The following is a 20484-nucleotide window of genomic DNA, read 5'->3' on the forward strand; positions in this document are numbered from 1 at the left end:
TTCTGCCGATTGGAGGCATGGGGCGATTGCGCCCGTGCCCCATCGGAACTATCTGTGGCACGACGTCTGATTAACCGGAGTGCGTGCCCATGTCGCTGAACCACGTCCGCCCTTGGCGCAACATATATCGCCGCAAGAGCCGCCAGATCATGGTGGGCAATGTCCCCGTGGGGGGCGATGCGCCGATCACCGTTCAGACGATGACCAACACCGTCACCACCGATGTGAAGGGGACCTTGGGTCAGGTTCTGGCAGCCGCCGAAGTGGGCGCGGATATCGTGCGCGTTTCGGTCCCTGACCGCGAAAGCGCCATCGCGCTGAAAGAGATCGTCAAGGAAAGCCCTGTTCCGATCGTCGCGGACATCCACTTCCACTACAAGCGCGCGATCGAAGCCGCCGAGGCTGGCGCCGCCTGTCTGCGCATCAACCCCGGTAACATCGGCGACGAGACCCGCGTGAAAGAGGTCATCAAGGCCGCGCGCGACCACAACTGCTCGATCCGGATTGGCGTGAACGCGGGCAGTCTGGAAAAGCACCTGCTGGAGAAATATGGCGAGCCATGCCCCGACGCGATGGTCGAGAGCGGGCTGGAGCATATCCGTATTCTGCAGGACAACGACTTTCACGAGTTCAAGATCAGCGTGAAGGCCAGCGACGTGTTTCTGGCGGCGGCGGCCTATCAGGGCATTGCCGAGGCGACCGATGCGCCGATCCATCTGGGGATCACCGAGGCGGGTGGTCTGATGTCCGGCACCATCAAGTCGGCGATCGGTCTGGGGAACCTGCTATGGATGGGGATCGGCGATACGATCCGCGTTAGCCTGTCCGCCGATCCGGTCGAAGAGGTGAAGGTCGGCTATGAGATCCTGAAGTCTTTGGGCCTGCGCCATCGCGGTGTGAACATCATCAGCTGCCCCAGCTGCGCGCGTCAGGGCTTTGACGTGATCAAGACCGTCGAGGCGCTGGAAAAGCGGCTGGAGCATATCAAGACGCCCATGAGCCTGTCGATCATCGGCTGTGTGGTGAACGGCCCCGGTGAGGCCCTGATGACCGATGTCGGTTTCACTGGCGGTGGGGCAGGCAGCGGGATGGTCTATCTGGCGGGCAAGCAGAGCCACAAGATGTCCAACGACCAGATGATCGACCACATCGTCGAGCAGGTGGAAAAGCGCGCCTCTGAACTGGATGCCGAGGCGGCGGCTGCGGCGGCCGAGTAAGCGGTCGGGGCTGCGCGGCGTCGCTGTGGTGCCGTGAGTATTTTTGCAAGAAGAAACAGGGGGAGTGGCGCGCGCTGCTCCCATTGTTCGTTTAGCGGGACAGGTATTTGCGGATCGCGATCTCGGGGACGGGGCCGCGAACCAGCAGGCCGTTGATGTGCAGCATCGGTGGGCGGTCCAGATCCAGCGCGGCGGCGAGGGCGCTTCGGTCGGTGTCGAGTTGCGCCGCGCGCTCTGTGATCGGGGGCAGGGGCCAGCCGTTTTGGGCGGCAAGGGTTTCTAGGGGGGTGTTCTGGGCCAGTGCATCCATTGCGGCCCAGTAGGCGTCGGGGCCGTGGAGTTGGCCGATGGCGGCCAGCGTGTTGGCGGCGGGCCAGTGTTTGATGGTCAGGCTGACCTCGGGCGTCTCTGCCAGCAGGGCGCGCAGGGTATGGGCCAGTTCGATGGACTGAGGGTCAGGTCCGAGGAAGGCGGTGATCGTGGGGCCGCCAGAGGGGCCGATGACCATGTCACCGGGCTGGGCCGCGATACGGTCGGCCTGTTCGGCCATGCGGCGCTGGTCTTCTTCGATATAAAAGGCTGTGGGGTCGGGGATCGGCGGGTTCATGGCCCTGTCGATCAGCTCCGGCTCCTCGATCAAAAGGGCGCGGATTTCTTCGCCCATGATGGCGCGCTCGGTGTCTGACAGGTGCGTCATGTCCAGCGCGAGGGCGGGGCTGGCCGCCATCATCAGAGTGGCGGCCAGATGTTTGATCATCCGCGGATGTCTTTGACGATGGCCTGCATCTGATCCAGCGGGACGTAGCCGCGCAGCATCGTGTCATCCATCACAAAGGTCGGGGTGCCGCTGATCTGCAGACGGTTCGCCAGATCACGGTTCGACTGCAGGATGGTGTTGATTTCGGGGTCGTTCATGCCAGCGATCACAGCGTCTGCGTCGATCCCCAGACCTTCGGCCAGACGGCGCAGGGCGGGCTCTTCGTAGCTGCCTTTGTAGGTGATCAGGGCGTCGTGGGCAGCTTTGTAGGCGTCATCGCCGCCAACCTTGCGCACGGACAGGGCAAAGCGCGACGAGATCACGCTTTCTTCGCCGAGGATCGGGAATTCCTTGACGATGAAGCGGATGTTGCCATCGCCGTTCACCAGCTCTTCCACCTCGGCCGAGGCTTTGCGGCAGTAGCCACAGCGATAGTCGAGGAATTCGACCATGGTCACGTCGCCATCGAGATTGCCGCCAACCCACGAATAGCCATCCGCAAAGATCGCGTCCTTGTTGGTTTCGACCATGGTGCGGTCGCCATCGGCTGCGGCAGCGGCCTGTTTCTGTTCCAGAACGCCGACGGCCTCCATGATGACTTCGGGGTTGTCGAGCAGATAGGCGCGAACCTCGGCGCGGAAGGCTTCGCGCTCTGCGTCGGTCATTTTGCTCAGATCGGTTTCCGCGACAGCGGCGCTGCTGGCGACGGTCAAGGCCAGTGCGCTGGCGGTGACGAGGGTACGGATCATTTGGCGTCCTTTCATTTCGGCGCGGCTTTCGCAGCAGTCAACACATCCTGTGCCCGTTGCCAAGGGGCGGAACCGCGCGGCAGCAGGCCCTCGGCCCGTTTGGCGTGCAGCGCGGCGTCTTTCAGTCGGCCCGTCAGGGCATATCGTTCGGCGGTCACCAGCGAGGCCATGCCATTCTGTCCTGCCTTGGCATAGGCCATCCCCAGATCACGCAGTACACCCGAGCTATATGGGTCCAGACTGCGGGCTTTTTCCAGTGCGGCGAGGGCGCGTTTGTTGCCATCGGCGGTATCCAGCGCCAGCAAGGCGCGACCGTAGCCCCCAAGGATTAACGGATCCTTTGGCGACAAGCTGACAGCGGCTCCATAAGCGTTTGCTGCGGCGGGAAAATTCCGGCTTTCCAGCAGGATCTGACCGCGCAGCTCTTGGACATAGGGGTCTTTGGGGCGGGCAGAGGCCAGTTTGTCGATGGTAGCGACGGCCTTTTTCACGTCGGGCTGCCGGTGATAGGCAACGGCCTCGCGCATCAGGCGGATGTCATCGGTCGCGCTGGATTTGGCGCGGCGTAGGGTCCAGCTGGGGGCGCGGGTAAAGGCGGTCAGCTTGCCTTGGGCGCGGGCGAACCAGTAATCGGCGGCGCCACTGTCGGGCCAGGCTTGCCCGCCATAGGCCGCCGCAAAGCCCTGAAGGGCGCGGAACCGGTCCTGCGACAGGGGGTGCGTGCGGGTGTAGGGGTCCTGGCGCGAAACGCTCAGGGCCTCTTGGCCGCGGAAGATGTCGATCACCTCGACCGCGCCATCGGGGTTGATGCCCGCGTTCACCATATAGCGGACACCGGCCTGATCGGCGCTGGCCTCTTCGGCGCGGGTGTGGGCGAACAAAACGCGCTGCGCACTGGACTGGGTGCCGATGGCGATGCCCGCTGCCGCGCCGCCAGCGCCACTTGCGGCGGCCGCGGCGGCCAGCGCCAGACCCAAGCCCGCCGAAGTGCGGGCGGTGCGTGCGTTCGTCATGCGGCGGGCGATGTGGCCGTTCGAGATATGCGCAGCCTCGTGGGCAATCACGGATTGCAGTTGGCGGGCGTTCTCAAGCCGCGCCAAGAGGCCCGCGTGGATAAAGATGTGGTCCGCATCCACCACAAAGGCGTTCAGGGATTGATCATTCACCACCAGCACCTTGACCCGCGCCCCCAGACCGGCGGCATTCAGGATGGGCGAGGCGATGGTATTCAGCGCATGTTCGATATCGGGATCGCGCAAGAGCCCCACGGCTTTGGCCGGCAGGGTGCCAATGACGCTAAGGCAAAGGGCGGCGGCCAGCACTCGGGCGGCAAGGCGCATTGACGATCCTTTCGTCGCCTGAAATGACTTTCGCATACCCTAGAGAGGACCCCATGCGAAATTCAACCCGCAGCGATGTCGATCCCTTTATCGTGATGGATGTAATGGAGGCCGCCCGCCGTGCCGAAGAGGCCGGGCGCCACATCATCCATATGGAAGTCGGTCAGCCCAGTACTGCCGCCCCCTCGGGTGCGCGTCAGGCGCTGGCCACCGCGATGGAAGGCGGATCGCTGGGGTACACCGTGGCCTTGGGCATCCCCGAACTGCGGGCGCGGATCGCGAGGCTGTATGGCGAATGGTACAACGTCGATCTGGACCCCGCGCGGGTGGTGGTGACGTCGGGCTCTTCGGGGGCGTTCCTGTTGGCGTTTACGGCGCTCTTTGATGCGGGGGACCGCGTGGGGATCGGTGCGCCGGGCTATCCCAGCTATCGCCAGATCCTCAAGGCGATGAGCGTTGAGCCGGTGATGCTGCAGACCAAGGCGGAGAACCGTTATCAGCCCGTACCGTCCGATTTCGCGGGCATGGGGCTGCAGGGTCTGATGGTCGCCAGCCCCGCGAACCCTTCGGGGACGATGCTGGGCAAGGATGCTTTGGGCGCGCTGATCAACACCGCGCAGGCTGAGGGCACCGCCTTTATCAGCGATGAAATCTACCACGGCATCGAATACGAGGCCAAAGCGGTCACCGCGCTGGAGCTGTCCGATGATGTCTATGTCATCAACAGTTTCTCCAAGTATTTCAGCATGACCGGTTGGCGCGTGGGCTGGATGGTGGTCCCGCCGGACCACGTGCGCCGGATCGAGCGTTTGGCCCAGAACATGTTTATCTGCGCCCCCCATGCCAGCCAGATCGCGGCCCTTGGTGCGCTGGAGTGCAAAGAGGAGCTGGACGCCAACCTGCAGGTCTATACCCGCAACCGCCAACTGATGATCGAAGGGCTGCCCAAGGCCGGTTTCGACCGCATCGCGCCGCCGGACGGGGCGTTCTATGTCTATGCGGATGTCAGCCACTTGACCGACGACAGCCGCGCCTTCTGCGCCGAAATTCTGGACAAGGCTGGCGTGGCCGTGACCCCCGGTCTGGATTTCGATCCCGATCGCGGGGCGGGGACGCTGCGGTTCTCCTATGCCCGCGCGACCGCTGATATCGAAGAAGGTCTGCGCCGTCTGACCGAATTCATGTCAAACCGATAGCGGTTTTCTGCCGTCTTTAGTGGGCCTTACGTTATCACCTTCATGATAACTTTGCGCCGGGGGCCAGACCGTGTATCTATCTGGGAAAACACGGTCAGAGGCCGAGCAGATGGTTATGCGTATTGTTACAGGTTTGGTTCTGGCGCTGGGTTTGGCAGGCGCCGCGCTGGCTGCCGATTTCACGGGGCGGGCGCGGGTTTTGCCCGATCAGACCACAGTGCAGGACACCGATCGGGGGCTGACCCTGACCGTTGGCCTGACCCAAGGCGTGCCCTACCGCGTGTTCACTCTGGACGACCCCGCCCGCCTGATCGCCGACTTCCGAGAGGTGGACTGGACCGGCCTTGATGCTGCGCGCCTGACACGTTCGCAGGGGATCAAGGACGCCCGTTTCGGCCAGTACCGCCCCGGCTGGACGCGGATGATTCTGGATCTGGAGGGGCCGCTGGCGCTTGGGGCCTCTGATCTGCGGATCGACACCGATACCGGTCAGGCCAAGCTGCAACTGTCCCTGACCCGCACCACCGCTGCCGATTTCGCTGCCCGTTCCGTGGCGCCCGCTGATCCCGATTGGGGAATGCCCGCCGCCGCGCAGGTCGATCCCGCACGCAGCCGCCACGGCGGGGACGGCAAGCTGACCGTGGTGATTGACCCCGGCCACGGGGGCGTTGACCCCGGTGCGCAGCGCGGCAAGTGGGACGAAAAGAACCTGATGTTGACCTTCGGGCTGGAACTGCGCGACGCGCTGGTCCGCACCGGTCAGGTCAACGTGGTCCTGACCCGAGAGGTGGACGACTTTGTTCCCTTGGAAACCCGTGTGACCATCGCCCACGAGGCCCGTGCCGATCTGTTCATCTCGCTTCATGCGGACGCGCTAGAGGGGGGCGGGGCCAGCGGTGCCACCATCTATACCCTTGCCGAGGAGGCCTCGGACAAAGCCTCGCAAAAGCTGGCCGAGCGTCACAACCGCGCCGATCTGCTGGCGGGGGTGGACCTGACGGGGCAGGACGATGTGGTCGCCCATGTGCTGATGGATCTGGCCCGTACCGACACGAAGCCCCGCGCGGACCGCATCGCTGCCGAACTGTTGGACGCGCTGAAGGCCAACGGCAACCCCATGCACTCGCGTCCTTTGCGGGGGGCAGGGTTCTCGGTGCTCAAGGCCCCCGATATTCCGTCCGTGCTGCTAGAGGTGGGGTTCCTGTCCTCGGACCGGGATCGGGCGAACCTGACCAACCCCGACTGGCGGGCAAAAACCGCCGGGGCCATCACCGCCGCCATATTGGATTGGGCCATTGCCGACGCCGCCGAAGGCCAGCTGATCCGGCAATAGCCCGCCTTTCGGCAACAATCCGGGCTTTGTGTTTTGACCCCAATGGGTGTGGACTATATGAGGGGGCACGTTTGACACGAGGGCCAGCCAGTGGTGCGATTCATCTTATCCTTCTTCGGGGCAATCTTTAGTGCCATTACTCTGGGCATCTTCATGGTGGCCCTTGGCATTGGTGCGGTGTTCTGGATGTACGCGCGCGACCTGCCCAGCCACGAGGCGCTGGCCCAGTACGAGCCCCCCACCATCAGCCGCATCTATTCCGGCGAAGGCCAGATCATCGACGAATTCGCCAAGGAACGTCGCCTGTTCGTGCCCGCCGACGAGATCCCCGATCTGGTCAAGGCCGCGTTTATCTCGGCCGAGGACAAGAACTTTTACCACCACTCGGGCTATGACCTGCTCGGGATTGCTTCGGCGGCCCGTGATGCAGTCGTGTCGCGCGGGCGCAACGTGCGCGGGGCCTCGACCATCACCCAGCAGGTGATGAAGAACTTCCTGCTGTCCGGCGACCGTCAGGCCGAGCGCAAGATCAAGGAACTGATCCTTGCGACCCGTATCGAACACACCCTGACCAAAGACCAGATTCTCGAGCTTTATCTGAACGAGATCTATCTGGGCGCGAACTCTTATGGTGTGGCTGCTGCGGCGCAGACCTATTTCAACAAGACCTTGATGGAGCTGACCCCCGGCGAGGCGGCCTATCTGGCATCGCTGCCCAAGAAACCGGCCAAGCTGCACCCCGTCCGCGATTATGACGAGGCCGTCGAGCGCCGGAACTATGTTCTGCGCGAGATGGAAGACAACGGATATATCACCGCCGAAATCCGCGACGCCGAGATCGCTTTGCCGCTGAAATCCGTTCAGAACGGCGATTATGCGGACTTCCGCACCGCGCTGCCCTATCGCGACTACTTCACCGACGAAATCCGCCGTCAGCTGAGCAGCGACTTCGGCGAGGGTGAATTCTTTACCGGTGGTCTGTCGGTGCGCGCGACCGTGGACCCCGACCTGCAATCCGTCGCCGGCGAGGCGCTGCGCCGCGGGCTCGAGGATTATGACCGTGGCATCGGCGTCTGGCGTGGCACCGGCAAAAAGATCGACACCGCCAAGCTGGATAACGAAGCCGATTGGCGCGAGGCGCTGTCCGCTGTCGAGGTTCCCCGTGACATCGTTCTGGACGGCCAGTGGTACCCCGCCGTGGTTCTGTCCATTGGCGACAGCGCGGCCCGTATCGGCATCGAAGGCGTGAAAGAGGACAGCGATGGCCACTTCATCCCCGCCGAGGATGTGCAGTGGGCCCGCAAACGTCTGGACAGCGGCAAGCTGGCCAACAAAGCCCGCGTTGCCGGTGATCTGGTCGAAAAGGGCGACGTCGTTCTGGTCCGCCGCATGACCAAGGATTCGGATGGCAGCTTTATCCGCTGGACCCTGCGCCAGACCCCTGAAATTCAGGGCGGTCTGATGGCGATGGACGTGGAAAACGGCCGCGTTCTGGCGATGCAGGGGGGCTTCTCCTATCAGGATTCGGTGTTTAACCGCGTGACGCAGGCGCAGCGCCAGCCGGGCTCCAGCTTTAAGCCGTTCGTGTATGCGGCGGCGCTGGACAGCGGCTATTCGCCCGCGACCATCGTGATCGACGCTCCGATCGAGTTGAACACCCCCCAAGGCCTGTGGCGCCCCAAGAACAGCTCGAACAAATACTACGGTCCGACCCCGCTGCGGACCGGCATCGAGCAGTCGCGAAACCTGATGACCGTGCGTCTGGCCCAAGAGGTCGGCATGGACACCATCGCGCGCTACGCTGAACGCTTTGGCGTCTATGACAACATGGGCCGTTTCCTGGCGAACGCGCTGGGCTCTGAAGAGACCACTCTGTACAAGATGGTCGCGGCCTATGCGATGTTCGCCAACGGCGGCGAGCGTGTGCAGCCCACTCTGGTGGACCGCGTTCAGGACCGTTACGGCAAAACCATCTACAGCCACGAAGAACGCACCTGCGTCGATTGTGCTGACCCGTCGATTCCCAACGGCCACGGCCCCCGCATCACCTCGAAGCGCGAGCGTGTGATGGATGCGATCACCGCGTACCAGCTGACTTCGATGATGGAAGGCGTGGTCCAGCGCGGTACTGCGGCCAGCAGCGTGCACCTGTCGGTGCCGACCGCTGGTAAGACCGGTACCACCAACGACGCCAAAGACGTGTGGTTCGTGGGCTTCACCTCGAACATCGTGGCGGGCTGCTACATGGGCTTTGACAGCCCCCGTCCGATGGGCAAGGGCGCCTATGGCGGCACGCTCTGTGGTCCGATCTTTACCGAGTTGATGAAGGCGGCGACCAAGAAATATGGCGGCGGCCCGTTCGCGGTGCCCCCGGGTGGCCACTTTATCAAGATCGACCGTTTCACCGGTGCGCGTCTGGCGGACGATGCCAGCGGCGACTACGTGGTGGCCGAATACTTCCGCGATGGCGAAGAGCCGGTGTTCGGCGTGGCCTTCGACGGTGGTTTCGCGGTGGGCTCGAACCTGCCGATGTTCGACCGCGGCGAATCCGACGATGCGCCCAAGCAGGTGACCACCTCTGGCGGGGGGACGGCGGTTGTCGGACCCAAGGCAGATTTCGGCACGCTCAGTGCTGGTGGTCTCTACTGACCTTGCCCAAGGGCCTTTGCTGGTCTATCACCGCTGCCTGACAAGGTGCGCCGCCCCGCGCGGCGCCCGCAGACATTTCAAATCCATAGGACGACGATGCGCGCAGAAGCACAGAACACCGTGGCCGAGATCGAAAAATCGCTGGAGCTGTTGCGCCAGCGCCTGAACTGGGACACCGCGCAACACCGGCTCGAGGAATTCAACGCCCGCGTCGAGGACCCGACCCTGTGGGACGATCCCGAGGCGGCCCAGAAGCTGATGCGCGACCGTCAGGTGCTGATCGACGCGATGGATGTCTACAAAGGCATCAAGCAGGATCTGGCCGACAACATCGAACTGATCGAGCTTGGCGAGATGGAAGAGGACGACGAGGTCGTCAAAGAGGCCGAGAAGTCCCTGAAAGAGCTGGCGAAAAGCGCCGCCCAAAAGGAACTCGAAGCTCTGCTGAACGGCGAGGCCGACAGCAACGACACCTTCCTCGAGATCAACTCGGGTGCCGGTGGTACTGAAAGCTGCGACTGGGCCTCGATTCTGGCGCGCATGTACGTCCGCTGGGCCGAGAAGAAGGGCTACAAGGTCGAACTGCAGTCCATGTCTCCGGGCGAAGAAGCGGGCATCAAATCGGTGGTCTACAAGATCAGCGGCCACAACGCCTATGGCTGGCTGAAAACCGAGAGCGGCGTGCACCGTCTGGTCCGCATTTCGCCCTACGACTCGGCGGCGCGTCGCCATACCTCGTTCAGCTCGGTCTGGGTGTACCCCGTGGTCGACGACAACATCGAGATCGAAATCAACCCCAGCGAAATCCGCATCGATACCTATCGTTCGTCGGGCGCCGGTGGTCAGCACGTGAACACCACCGACTCGGCGGTGCGGATCACGCACATTCCGACCGGCATTGTTGTGACATCGTCTGAAAAGTCGCAGCACCAGAACCGCGATATCGCCATGAAGGCCCTGAAATCGCGTCTGTACCAGATGGAGCTGGACCGCCGGAACGCGGACATCAACGCCGCTCACGAAGCCAAGGGCGATGCGGGTTGGGGCAACCAGATCCGTTCCTACGTTCTGCAGCCCTACCAGATGGTCAAGGACCTGCGCACCGGCCACGAGACCTCGGATACCCAAGGGACGCTGGACGGCGATCTGGACGGCTTCATGGCCGCCACTCTGGCGCTGGATGTCAGCGGCAAATCGCGGGCCGAAGCGAACTTTAGCGAATAATGACAGGGCGGCCTTCGGGTCGCCTTTGTTTTTCTGGCCCCTCGAATTGGTATAGCCAAAATACATCTTCGCGTCAGGCAAAGACGTGGGCTAGTCTCGCCTTTGGAGAATGAAGGGGAGGTCACGATCCATGGACGCCATCCAGCCCGAGAGCAAGCTCGGAGCACCTGAACTGGCAACAGCCCGCATGGCGGATATCACTTTGGCGATCCGTCGCGGCATTCAGGATTTCCGGCGCTCGCCTGTGTACGGGCTGATCTTTGCGGCGGTCTATGTGGTGGTCGGCTGGATCATGAGTGCTATCACCATCGCCACGGGGCAGACCTATTGGCTGGTGCTGGCGGTGATCAGCTTTCCTTTGCTGGGCAGCTTTGCGGCGGTGGGCCTGTATGAAACCTCGCGGCGGCTCGAGTTCGGGCTGGCGATGGACTGGCACCGCATCTTTGGCGTGGTCAAAGGGCAGGGGAGCCGCCAGTTGCCGTGGCTGAGCGCCGTGGTGGTGATCATCTTCCTGTTCTGGTTCTTTCTGGCGCATATGATCTTTGCGCTGTTCATGGGTCTGAGCACGATGACCAACGTCTCCAGTTCCATGCAGGTGTTTCTGACGCCGAACGGGCTGATGATGCTGGGGGTGGGTTCGGTCGTCGGGGCCGTCTTTGCCATGCTGATCTTTGCGATCACCGTGGTGGGCCTGCCGATGGTGGTGGACCGCGATGTGGACTTCGTGACAGCGATGATCAGCAGCTTCGAGGTCGTGGTGCAGGCGCCGGTGCCGATGTTCGCGTGGGCGGCCATTGTGGCGCTCTCGACCTTTGTGGCGATGCTGCCGGGCTTTGTGGGGCTGTTTCTGGTGCTGCCGGTGCTGGGGCACGCCACGTGGCACCTGTACCGGATTCTTAGCAACAACGCCTGATCCCTAGGCCCCGCGCAAAAGAAAAGGCACCGCGATGCGGTGCCTTTGGCGTTTCAACCCATCCACGCGCCCGAGTGGCCAGGGCGCAGATGCAAGCGATTATGCGTTGCTGTCGGGGCCGGTGATGCGCTTGGCGCCAGCAGTCGAGAGGGGATCGTCCTGACGCTGTACCGAACCTTCGAAGTGCGCACCGCTTTCGATCGCGATGGTCTTGTGGATGATGTCACCCTCAACACGAGCAGACGAGGTCAGACGCACCTTGAGGCCACGAACGCGGCCCACAATACGGCCATTGATCACGACGTCATCGGCAACCACTTCGCCTTTGATGGTGGCGGTTTCGCCAACGGTCAGCAGGTGTGCGCGGATATCACCGTCAACGGTGCCCTCGACCTGAACGTCACCGGTGGTGCGGATATTGCCTTCTACATGCAGATCCGACGACAGTACCGATGCCGGCGGCTTCGCCTTGGTCACGGGTGCCTTGAAATCGGTCTTCTCAGCAGGAGCGGGAGTCGGTGCCGGAGTTTCGGTGGCCTTGGGGCCGGGTTCGTTGATCTTGCTCTTAGAAAACATCATTAGCAGCCTTGATATATACCATCGGGTTTACGGCTTTGCCCCCGACGCGCACCTCGTAATGCAGGTGTACGCCGGTCACGCGCCCTGAAGCTCCCATATCACCGATACGGTCACCACGCGAGACCCTTTGCCCGACGGTCACGTTAAGTTTGGACAAGTGGGCATATCTTGTCTCGATACCAAATTCGTGCTGGATTTTAACCAAACGACCATAACCAGACGCCCAGCCCGCATGGATTACTACGCCATCGGCGGTCGCGTAAAGCGGCGTTCCGGTGGGACCGGCAAAATCTACACCGGCGTGCATCCGGCGACCGCCTGTTTTGGGGTCGCGGCGGATGCCAAAGCCACTGGTGAAACGGAACGCGGATTTCACCGGAACCGCAAAGGGCGCCTTTTCAGCGGCCATGCGGTAGATGTTCAGCATGTCCAGCTGTTCCAGCAGACGGTTTGCGCGGTCGATCTCGTGGGTGTGCTGCTCTTCTTCGGGACCAAAGCTGAGCGGCATCAGCGGACCGCCCTGACCGGAGTACCGGTTGCGGATCTGGTTGATGATGGCGTCAGGGTTCATACCGGCCGAACGGAACATCTTGTTCAGCGGCTCGACCGAGACGGTCATCGCTTCTTCAAGTTGGCGGAACACTCGGTCGTTCTGGTCGCGCATCAGCTTCAGCTGCATCGCGATCTCGTCGGCCTGCACCATGGCGTCGCGGGCCTCTTGGGCTTTGGCGTCACGCTCGGCGGCGGTTTCCGACAGGGCGACGGTCAGCGCATCGACGGCGCCGTTCACTTCGCTGCCCATGGGGATGGCGGCGCTGCCACCTTCGCCCTTCAGCGCGGCTTCCATGGCCTGCGCGCGCTCGGCCGCGGTGTCGCGTTCGGTCATGGCGCGGCGCAGGGTGTCCTGCACAACGGTCAGGCCGGTCTCGAGTTCGCGGCGGCGGTCTTCGGAGCCCAGAAGCTGGGTCTGCATGACCGAAATCTGTTGAAGCGCGAGGTTGAAGCGTTCCTGTGCGGCCGAGGCTTCTTCGGCACGCATGTCGCGTTCCAGCGCCAGACGGTTCAGGCGATCTTCGTAGTTTTCCTGTTCGCGCTGCACCTGCGCCCGCACGTTGCCCGAACCGATACTGTCCATCAGCAGGATCGAGGTCGAGATGGCGGCCCATGACATGATCAAGGCCAAGCCACCCAATGCGGTAATCTGGGTCAGCGGGGTCAGGCGGATAAAGCGGGTTTCATTGTCCGAACGCAAAAATACCCGGCGTTCCGGAAACACATTGCCGAAGCGTGTTTCGATAAAGCGGTTAACGCGGCTTCTCACTGGTATCGTCCCCTGGGTCGTGTACGTACGCCGACACTCCACGAAGGCGTGACACGGGGATAAACCGGGGGCGCTTTTTGACGCAACCTTTTTGGCCCCGGACCCGCCGAGCGATGGCCGTATTATGCCATTTCGGCGGGAACCTGCCGATTTCTGGATCAGCGCAGTTGCAGGGCCGGATCAGATTTCCGTGACCGAGCCTGTTTCCGTCAGCGGCCAGTAGAAATCCGGGGGGATTCCGGCCTCTGCGCGCTTTTCCTCGTTGAAGGGGGGCTTGAGGTGGCCATGGAAATATTTGCGCACCAGCTCGTGGAACACATCCTTGGGGTCCAGATTCTCGCGCCCGCAGAGGAAGTGGAACCACTTGGACCCGAAAGCCACGTGACCGACCTCTTCGGAATAGATGACTTCCAGCGCCTCGACCGCGTCGGTGGCGTTTGCCTTGCGGAAAATCTCGATCATGCCGGGGGTCACGTCCAGCCCGCGGGCCTCAAGGACCATAGGCACCACGGCCAACCGGCCATGCAGGTCTTCGGCGGTATCCTCTGCGGCTTGCCACATGCCGGCGTGGGCGGGCAGGGCGCCGTAGTAGCTGCCCATCGCCTCGAGGCAGTTGCACACCAGATTGAAATGCTTTGATTCTTCGGCGGCGGATTTCACCCAGTCGTCGTAAAACCCCATCGGCATGGGCACATGGCCGAACCGCGCGATGATGTCCCAATGCAGGTCCACAGCGTTCAGTTCGATATGCGCCACCGCGTGCAGCAGCGCGATCCGCCCCTGAGGGCTGCCGGGGCGGCGGCGGGGCACATCGCGCGGGTCCAGAAGGTCGGGCTTGGCGGGGCGGGCAGGGCGCAAGGGCGGATTGGCGGTGCCCACGGGAATGGGAGTGCCAGCCTTGCGCGCGGCGAACCAGGCCTCTGCGTGCTGTTTCGAGATGCGGGTTTTCTCGCGTCCGTCACCGCAGGTCAGAACCTCGGTGGCCATGTCTGCCAGCGTTTTCGTCACAGCGCCTTCACTGCCTCCAGTACCTCTTCGGCATGTCCGGGCACTTTGACCTTGGGCCAGATGCGGGCGATGGTGCCCGACGCGTCGATCAGCACCGTGGTGCGTTCGATGCCCATGTAGGTGCGGCCGTACATGTTCTTTTCCTTCCACACGCCGTAGCGTTCGCAGACGTCGCTGGCTTCGTCCGACAGCAGCGCGACCCTGAGGCCGTGCTTGTCGCGGAACTTGTCGTGCTTGGCAACGGTGTCCTTGGAAATTCCCAGAACCACAGCGTTTGCGGCCCCGAAAGCGTCCGCATGTTCGGTGAACGCGATGGCCTCTTTGGTGCAGCCTGGGGTGTCATCCTTGGGGTAGAAATACAGAACCACGGCCTGTCCGCTGAGGCCGCTCAGCGAAACTTCGCCGCCACCATCACGGGGGAGTGTGAATTCGGGGGCTTTCGCGCCAACTTCAATCATGGGCATATACCTTGGAGTTTGTTTGTTTCCGCGCAGTCTAGGGCCCGATGACCAAAAAGAAAGAGACCGAGGCAGCTGAATCCACAGAAAAAAACTCCGGCAAGGCCCGTGGCCACCGGAAGCTTTGGGTGTTTCTGACGGTCGTTTTGCTGGTGACGGTGGTGCTGCCGGTGGGCGGGGCGCTGTATCTGGTGGACCGTCCGCTGCGGGTGCCCGAATGGGCCGAAGTGCGGATCGAGAAGGCTTTGGCAGGGCAGGGCACCGGTGCCCGCGTGCAACTGGGTGAAATTTACCTGACCGTTGGCGCGGGGCTGCGCCCGTGGATTGATCTGCGGAACACCCGTATCCAGCAGGCCGATGGTGCGGCGCTGGCGCGGATCGCCGATATGAAGGTGAATATCGCGGGCCGCAGTCTGCTGCGCGGGGTGCTGGCGGCTGAACACATCGCGATCAACGGTCTGGTCATCGACCTGACGCGCGGACCCGATGGGACGTTCGAGCTGGCCTTCAGTTCCGCCGACGTGCCCGTGGATCAAAAGATGGACTTCCCCCATCTGATCACCGTTCTGGACGACGCGTTCTTTACCCCCGAGCTAGAGCCCCTGCGCACCGTCCAGCTGGACGGCGTGACCCTGCGCTATGTGGACCAGCGGGCCGAGCGGTCTTGGACGGTGGATGGCGGGCGTTTCTCGGTCGAGCGGGACGGGAATGATATCCACGCGGCCTCGGCCTTGACCCTGCTGACAGGGGGCGCGACCGCCGCCACGATCGAGGGCAGCTATTGGCGCACCATCGGCGAGATGTCCGCGGATTTCGGGCTGACAGTCAGTGACCTGCTGGCACAGGATATCGCGACCCAAGCCCCTGCGTTGTCGTTCTTTTCTGCCTTGGATGCGCCCTTGTCGGGGTCGCTGCGCGGTCAGCTTGGGGACGATGGCGCGCTTGAGAACCTGAGCGCCTCGCTCTCGGTCGGGAAGGGCAGTTTGCGCCCCAATCAGGACGCCAAGCCGGTGCCCTTCAACAGCGCGCGCACCTATTTCAACTACGAGCCCGCCGCTGGGATGCTGCTGTTCGACGAAGTGTCGGTGGACAGTGACGGTATCAGCGGTCGGGCCGAAGGCAGCGCCCGCCTGATCACCGAGGATGGCAGCCCTTGGCCCCACGCGATGATCGGGCAAGTGCGCCTGTCCGAGATCAACGCCGCCCCCGTGGGCGTCATGACCAAGGCGCTGGACATCAAACAGGCCGACGCCAGCTTCCGCCTGAGCATTCCCGATTTCCGTCTGGAATTGGGGCAACTGACCGTGCAGGTCCCCGAGGGCACCGCCAACGTTTCTGGTCATGTCGAGGCCGCAAAAGGCGGTTGGGCCATGAGCCTGCTGGCCGAAACCAAACAGGTAAAGCCCGCCGATGTTTTCGCCTATTGGCCCGATGGCAAGGACGCCAAGACCCGCGACTGGCTGAAAGACAACATCACCGGCGGCATGTTGCACGACGTGCAGGTTCATCTGACCGCCGATCCGGGACAGAAGGTTCGCCACCATCTGGAGTTCGGCTTTGACGGAGCCGATCTGCGCTATGTGAACACCATGTCCCCGATCCGCGGGGCGGCGGGGCGAGCTGTGCTGGACAACACCCGCTTTGCCTTGCAGGTCGATCAGGGGCAGGTGCGCCCGAAAAAGGGCGGGCCGATCGACATCGCAGGCTCGCGCTATGAAATCCCGAAATTCGGCCGACCGCCCGAAGATGCCCGCGTTGACCTGAAGGGCAGCGGGACCGTGACCGCTTTCCTAAGCCTGATCGACGAAGAGCCGCTGGCGGTCATGTCCAAGGCGAACCTGCCGGTGACTTTGGCCGATGGTCGGGCCAGCGTGACAGGGACGATCCGCATTCCCTTTAAGCCCAAGCTTGGGCCGGACGATGTAAAGTACGACATCAAGGCAACCGTCCGCCAAGTGCGCACCGATACCCTGGTCAAGGATCACGTGCTGGCCGCCGACACCCTGTCCGTTCATGCCCGCCCCGAAGAGGTCAGCATCAGCGGCAAGGGCCGGTTCGATGCGCTGCCCTTCGACGGGACGTTCCGCCTGCCGAGGGGCGGTATCCCTGCGGTAAACGCCGATGTGGAGCTCAGCGAACGGGCGCTGGATACGTTGAATATCGACCTTGGCTCGGTGCGGGTTTCGGGCAAGGGAACCGGCACGCTGGACCTGAAGCTGCCTCCGAACAAGCCGATCGACTTCCGCCTGACCAGCGGTCTGCGTGGGGTCGGGGTGGGGCTGGACGCCCTTGGCTGGGCCAAGGCCAAAGCCGCCGAAGGCAAGCTGGATGTTTCTGGCAAACTGAACCCCTTGGCCGTGAACAACATCGAATTCGAGGCCGCCGGTCTGTCGCTGAAGGGCAGTCTGTCCATGAACGCCGCCGATCAGGTGGCCGAGGTCAATCTGGCGCGCCTGCGGGCAGGGAACTGGCTGGATTCGCGGGTCGATCTGGCCCTGCGCGGCGCGCGCCCTCCGATGATCGCCCTGACAGGGGGCTTGCTGGATATCTCCAAGATGCCAGAGACCAAACCCTCGAACGAAGAGGGCAGCCCGATCCGCCTGTCCGCCATGAAGGTCCGCGTGGCCAACAGCATCACCTTGCAGAAATTCAACGGGGATTTCGAGACCACGGGCGGTCTGCGGGGCACATTCTCGGCACGGGTGAATGGCGGCGCGCCTGTTGAGGGGCTGGTTGCCCCCAGCCGCGACCGCACCGCCGTGCGCGTCACCAGCGAGGATGGCGGCGATGTCATGCGCGACGCGGGCATCCTGACCCAAGCCAATGGCGGTCAGATGGTGCTGACACTGACCCCCGCCAAAACCGCCGGCCAGTATGACGGCGTGCTGGGGATCACCAACACGCGCCTTTACGATGCGCCTGCGGTGACGGCCCTGTTGAACGCGGTCAGCGTGGTGGGCCTGCTGGATCAGATGGCCAATGGTGGCATCTATTTTTCCAGCGTAGACGCCAAATTCCGCCTGACCCCCGAGCAGTTCATCCTGCAAGAGGCCAGCGCCGTCGGCCCTTCGATGGGGCTGTCGCTGGACGGGGTGATCGGGCTGGTCTCGGGGCGGATGGACCTGCAAGGCGTGCTGTCCCCGATCTATATGCTGAACGGCATCGGCGGTTTCCTGACACGTCAGGGCGAGGGGCTGTTCGGGTTTAACTTTACCCTCACGGGCTCTACCTCTGACCCGCAAGTCGGGGTCAATCCGCTTTCGGTCTTGACCCCCGGCATGTTCAGAGAGATTTTCCGCCGTCCTCCGCCAAAGGTAAGCCAGTGAAACTAAGTGACTTCGATTTCCACCTGCCCGAAAGCCTGATCGCCACCCGTCCGGCCAAGCCCCGCAGTGCTTCGCGCCTGCTGGTGTCGCGCCCCGAGGGGCTGACGGACCTGCATGTCTATGACCTGCCGGATCTGTTGCAGGCAGGCGACCGGCTGGTGCTGAACGACACGCGGGTTATTCCCGCGCGCCTGTTCGGGCAACGCTGGCGGGACAGCGCCCAAGGCCGCGTCAGTGCCAAAATCGAAGTGACCCTGCTGGAGCCGCGCCCGAACGGGCAGTGGGCCGCGCTGGTCAAACCGCTGCGCAAACTCGGCGAAGGCGAATGGGTCGAGTTTTCGGCTGACCTCAAGGCGCAGCTTGTTGCGCGCGAAGAAGGGCAGGCGGTTCTGGAATTCAACCTGACCGGCGACGATTTCGATGCGGCGCTGGCCGAGGCGGGTGCGATGCCCTTACCTCCCTATATCGCCGCCAAACGTCCCGCCGACAGTCAGGACAAAGAGGATTACCAGACCGTCTGGGCCCGCAACACCGGCGCAGTGGCGGCCCCCACGGCCAGCCTGCACTTTGACCAGCCGCTTCTGGACAAGCTGGCGGCGATGGGCGTGGGCTTTACCTATGTGACGCTGCATGTGGGGGCGGGGACGTTCCTGCCGGTCAAGGTCGATGACGTGACCACCCACAAGATGCACTCTGAATGGGGCGAGGTCAGCGAAGCCGCCGCCGCCGAGATCGCCGCGACCAAGGCCGCTGGCGGGCGTGTGATCCCCGTGGGCACCACCGCCCTGCGCCTGATCGAGACTGCGGCGCGTGACACCGGCGCGATACGTCCGTGGGCCGGTGATACGGACATTTTTATCTATCCGGGGTTCCAGTTCCGCGTTGCGGATGCCCTGATGACTAATTTCCACCTGCCCAAGTCGACTTTGATGATGCTTGTGTCGGCTCTTGTCGGTCGTGACCGGATTTTGGCCGCATACGACCATGCGATTTCGCAAGAATACCGTTTCTTTTCATATGGGGATGCCTCTCTGTTGATTCCCTAGTCGGTGTGTCAGGGATTGAGGGCTTGCGATGTGCCCCCGATAGGGTCACCTTGGCTCTAAGCCCGCGAACTGAAACGCAAACTCTGGGAAGATGTGATGCTACAGGTACTCGCCAGCGCATGGCCGCTACTGCTGGGTCTTTTGCTACTGATGGTTGGCAACGGGATGCAGGGGACCTTGCTGGGTCTGCGCGGTGCCTACGAAGGGTTCGGCACCTTCGAGATGTCTGTGGTCATGTCTGCCTATTTCTTGGGCTTTCTGGGCGGGTCGCGTATGGCCCCAGAAATGATCCGCCGTGTGGGGCACGTGCGCGTGTTCGCGGCGCTGGCCTCGACCGTGTCGGCGGTGCTGATCCTGTATCCGGCCTTCGCGCACCCTTGGGCATGGACGCTGGGGCGGGTGGCCGTGGGCTTCTGTTTTTCCGCCGTATATGTGACCGCCGAAAGCTGGCTGAATAACACCGCCACCAACGAAACCCGAGGGCAGGCGCTGTCGCTCTATATGCTGGTGCAGATCTTTGGTCTGGTCGCGGCGCAGGGTCTGGTGAACGTCGGCGATGTGGGGGGCTATCTGCTGTTCGTGATCCCGTCGGTGCTGGTCTCGCTGTCCTTTACGCCCATTCTGTTGTCGGTGAACCCGACCCCTGCGTTCGACCAGACGAAACCGATGACGCTTCGGCAGCTGTATAACATCTCGCCCTTGGGGTGCATGGGGATGTTCCTGCTGGGCGGCGTGTTCGCGGCGCAGTTCGGTATGGCCTCGGTTTTCGGTACCGAAGCTGGGCTAACCACCGGACAAATTTCGATATTCATCTCGATGTTTTTTGCAGCGGCGCTGGTCGTGCAGTACCCCATCGGCTGGATTTCCGACCGAATGGACCGCCGTTTGCTGATCCTGATCCTGTCCGCCATCGGTGCGGCGGGGGCGGTTCTGGGCATGTTCTCGGGCAGCAATTTCACCTTGCTGCTGGTGGCGTCTGGCCTGATCGGGGCGGTCACGAACCCGCTTTATGCGCTGATGATCGCCTACACCAATGACTATCTCGAACCGCAGGATATGGCCGCGGCCTCGGGCGGTCTGGTGTTCATCAACGGCTTTGGCGCCATCGCGGGCCCCATCATTACCGGCTGGCTGATGGAGGTTTTTGGCCCTAACGGCTTCTTCCTGATCATCGCGTTTTTGCTGGTGGCGCTGGTGGCCTACGCGGCCTACCGGATGACCAAACGCGCGGCGCCGGCGGTTCAGGACTATGGCTCTTACTCGCCGGTTTACGCCACCGCGACCCAACTGGCAGTCGAGGCCGCGCTAGAGGATTCGACGGCCAATCCTGTGCACGAGGCTCACTGAACGCGGCAACTGCAGCGATCT

The 20484-nt window shown here is 62.9% G+C and carries 16 protein-coding genes; 9 read left to right on the forward strand and 7 right to left on the reverse strand.

The features are described from left to right. The first annotated feature begins 89 nt into the window (after positions 1–89). Positions 90–1217: a flavodoxin-dependent (E)-4-hydroxy-3-methylbut-2-enyl-diphosphate synthase gene (ispG, locus tag HJ536_RS09345; protein WP_176853387.1), complete on the forward strand. Its 1128-nt coding sequence runs from the start codon at positions 90–92 to the stop codon at positions 1215–1217. Positions 1218–1308: 91 nt separating this feature from the next. On the opposite strand, the gene HJ536_RS09350 is transcribed toward ispG, so the two are convergent. Genes HJ536_RS09350 through HJ536_RS09360 form a run of 3 tightly spaced genes read right to left on the reverse strand, consistent with a single transcriptional unit; the run spans position 1309 to position 4063 of the window. Beyond that, positions 1309–1974 (reverse strand): DsbA family protein, encoded by a 666-nt coding sequence (locus HJ536_RS09350; RefSeq protein WP_177157509.1) that lies wholly within the window; start codon positions 1972–1974, stop codon positions 1309–1311. After that, the gene (locus tag HJ536_RS09355; RefSeq protein WP_177157510.1) at positions 1971–2723 is read right to left on the reverse strand and encodes a DsbA family protein; all 753 of its coding nucleotides are present in this window, start codon (positions 2721–2723) and stop codon (positions 1971–1973) included. The genes HJ536_RS09350 and HJ536_RS09355 overlap by 4 nt, the downstream gene beginning before the upstream one ends. Positions 2724–2734: 11 nt before the next feature. Further along, positions 2735–4063, reverse strand: coding sequence for a M48 family metalloprotease (locus tag HJ536_RS09360; RefSeq protein WP_177157511.1), 1329 nt, complete (start codon positions 4061–4063; stop codon positions 2735–2737). A 53-nt stretch (positions 4064–4116) separates the two neighbouring features. Here HJ536_RS09360 and HJ536_RS09365 point away from each other — a divergent pair, with 53 nt between their 5' ends. The 5 genes from HJ536_RS09365 to HJ536_RS09385 all read left to right on the forward strand — a co-directional run bounded on the left by HJ536_RS09365 (position 4117) and on the right by HJ536_RS09385 (position 11378). Then, positions 4117–5259: a pyridoxal phosphate-dependent aminotransferase gene (locus HJ536_RS09365; RefSeq protein WP_177157512.1), complete on the forward strand. Its 1143-nt coding sequence runs from the start codon at positions 4117–4119 to the stop codon at positions 5257–5259. Positions 5260–5374: 115 nt separating this feature from the next. After that, positions 5375–6592, forward strand: a complete 1218-nt coding sequence (locus HJ536_RS09370; protein WP_228028683.1) for an N-acetylmuramoyl-L-alanine amidase — start codon at positions 5375–5377, stop codon at positions 6590–6592. A gap of 90 nt (positions 6593–6682) precedes the next feature. Further along, positions 6683–9241, forward strand: a complete 2559-nt coding sequence (locus HJ536_RS09375) for a PBP1A family penicillin-binding protein (protein ID WP_177157514.1) — start codon at positions 6683–6685, stop codon at positions 9239–9241. Positions 9242–9337: 96 nt separating this feature from the next. Continuing rightward, complete coding sequence (gene prfB / locus HJ536_RS09380; RefSeq protein WP_176853380.1) at positions 9338–10465, forward strand: peptide chain release factor 2; 1128 nt, start codon at positions 9338–9340, stop codon at positions 10463–10465. A gap of 130 nt (positions 10466–10595) precedes the next feature. Then, positions 10596–11378, forward strand: a complete 783-nt coding sequence (locus HJ536_RS09385) for a DUF2189 domain-containing protein (protein WP_177157515.1) — start codon at positions 10596–10598, stop codon at positions 11376–11378. Positions 11379–11477: 99 nt separating this feature from the next. Here HJ536_RS09385 and HJ536_RS09390 read toward each other — a convergent pair whose 3' ends face one another. The 4 genes from HJ536_RS09390 to bcp form a co-directional block, all read right to left on the reverse strand. Beyond that, complete coding sequence (locus HJ536_RS09390) at positions 11478–11954, reverse strand: bactofilin family protein (RefSeq protein ID WP_176853621.1); 477 nt, start codon at positions 11952–11954, stop codon at positions 11478–11480. Continuing rightward, positions 11944–13278, reverse strand: a complete 1335-nt coding sequence (locus HJ536_RS09395) for a DUF5930 domain-containing protein (protein ID WP_338082425.1) — start codon at positions 13276–13278, stop codon at positions 11944–11946. Before HJ536_RS09395 ends, HJ536_RS09390 begins: the two co-directional genes overlap by 11 nt. 180 nt (positions 13279–13458) lie before the next feature. Then, positions 13459–14265 carry a ferritin-like domain-containing protein gene (locus HJ536_RS09400; RefSeq protein ID WP_177157670.1) on the reverse strand — a complete coding sequence of 269 codons (807 nt, stop codon included), beginning with the start codon at positions 14263–14265 and terminating at the stop codon, positions 13459–13461. A 17-nt stretch (positions 14266–14282) separates the two neighbouring features. Beyond that, complete coding sequence (gene bcp, locus HJ536_RS09405; RefSeq protein ID WP_176853377.1) at positions 14283–14744, reverse strand: thioredoxin-dependent thiol peroxidase; 462 nt, start codon at positions 14742–14744, stop codon at positions 14283–14285. A gap of 47 nt (positions 14745–14791) precedes the next feature. Between bcp and HJ536_RS21205 the strand changes: the two genes are divergently transcribed. From HJ536_RS21205 to HJ536_RS09420, 3 genes are all read left to right on the forward strand, one after another. Then, positions 14792–18070 (forward strand): YhdP family protein, encoded by a 3279-nt coding sequence (locus HJ536_RS21205; protein WP_177157516.1) that lies wholly within the window; start codon positions 14792–14794, stop codon positions 18068–18070. Next, positions 18067–19116 carry a tRNA preQ1(34) S-adenosylmethionine ribosyltransferase-isomerase QueA gene (gene queA / locus HJ536_RS09415; protein WP_177157517.1) on the forward strand — a complete coding sequence of 350 codons (1050 nt, stop codon included), beginning with the start codon at positions 18067–18069 and terminating at the stop codon, positions 19114–19116. Before HJ536_RS21205 ends, queA begins: the two co-directional genes overlap by 4 nt. A 96-nt stretch (positions 19117–19212) precedes the next feature. After that, the gene (locus HJ536_RS09420) at positions 19213–20463 is read left to right on the forward strand and encodes an MFS transporter (RefSeq protein ID WP_176853374.1); all 1251 of its coding nucleotides are present in this window, start codon (positions 19213–19215) and stop codon (positions 20461–20463) included. Positions 20464–20484 lie beyond the last annotated feature (21 nt).

The sequence above is a fragment of the Donghicola mangrovi genome, from assembly GCF_013377535.1.
Taxonomy (GTDB): domain Bacteria; phylum Pseudomonadota; class Alphaproteobacteria; order Rhodobacterales; family Rhodobacteraceae; genus Donghicola; species Donghicola mangrovi.

What these genes read in the sequence shown, in the direction of transcription:
- ispG (WP_176853387.1), top strand. Translation starts at nt 90, where the DNA reads ATGTCGCTGAACCACGTCCGCCCTTGGCGCAACATATATCGCCGCAAG.
- HJ536_RS09350 (WP_177157509.1), bottom strand. Translation starts at nt 1,974, where the DNA reads ATGATCAAACATCTGGCCGCCACTCTGATGATGGCGGCCAGCCCCGCC.
- HJ536_RS09355 (WP_177157510.1), bottom strand. Translation starts at nt 2,723, where the DNA reads ATGATCCGTACCCTCGTCACCGCCAGCGCACTGGCCTTGACCGTCGCC.
- HJ536_RS09360 (WP_177157511.1), bottom strand. Translation starts at nt 4,063, where the DNA reads ATGCGCCTTGCCGCCCGAGTGCTGGCCGCCGCCCTTTGCCTTAGCGTC.
- HJ536_RS09365 (WP_177157512.1), top strand. Translation starts at nt 4,117, where the DNA reads ATGCGAAATTCAACCCGCAGCGATGTCGATCCCTTTATCGTGATGGAT.
- HJ536_RS09370 (WP_228028683.1), top strand. Translation starts at nt 5,375, where the DNA reads ATGCGTATTGTTACAGGTTTGGTTCTGGCGCTGGGTTTGGCAGGCGCC.
- prfB (WP_176853380.1), top strand. Translation starts at nt 9,338, where the DNA reads ATGCGCGCAGAAGCACAGAACACCGTGGCCGAGATCGAAAAATCGCTG.
- HJ536_RS09385 (WP_177157515.1), top strand. Translation starts at nt 10,596, where the DNA reads ATGGACGCCATCCAGCCCGAGAGCAAGCTCGGAGCACCTGAACTGGCA.
- HJ536_RS09390 (WP_176853621.1), bottom strand. Translation starts at nt 11,954, where the DNA reads ATGTTTTCTAAGAGCAAGATCAACGAACCCGGCCCCAAGGCCACCGAA.
- HJ536_RS09400 (WP_177157670.1), bottom strand. Translation starts at nt 14,265, where the DNA reads ATGGCCACCGAGGTTCTGACCTGCGGTGACGGACGCGAGAAAACCCGC.
- bcp (WP_176853377.1), bottom strand. Translation starts at nt 14,744, where the DNA reads ATGATTGAAGTTGGCGCGAAAGCCCCCGAATTCACACTCCCCCGTGAT.
- HJ536_RS21205 (WP_177157516.1), top strand. Translation starts at nt 14,792, where the DNA reads ATGACCAAAAAGAAAGAGACCGAGGCAGCTGAATCCACAGAAAAAAAC.
- HJ536_RS09420 (WP_176853374.1), top strand. Translation starts at nt 19,213, where the DNA reads ATGCTACAGGTACTCGCCAGCGCATGGCCGCTACTGCTGGGTCTTTTG.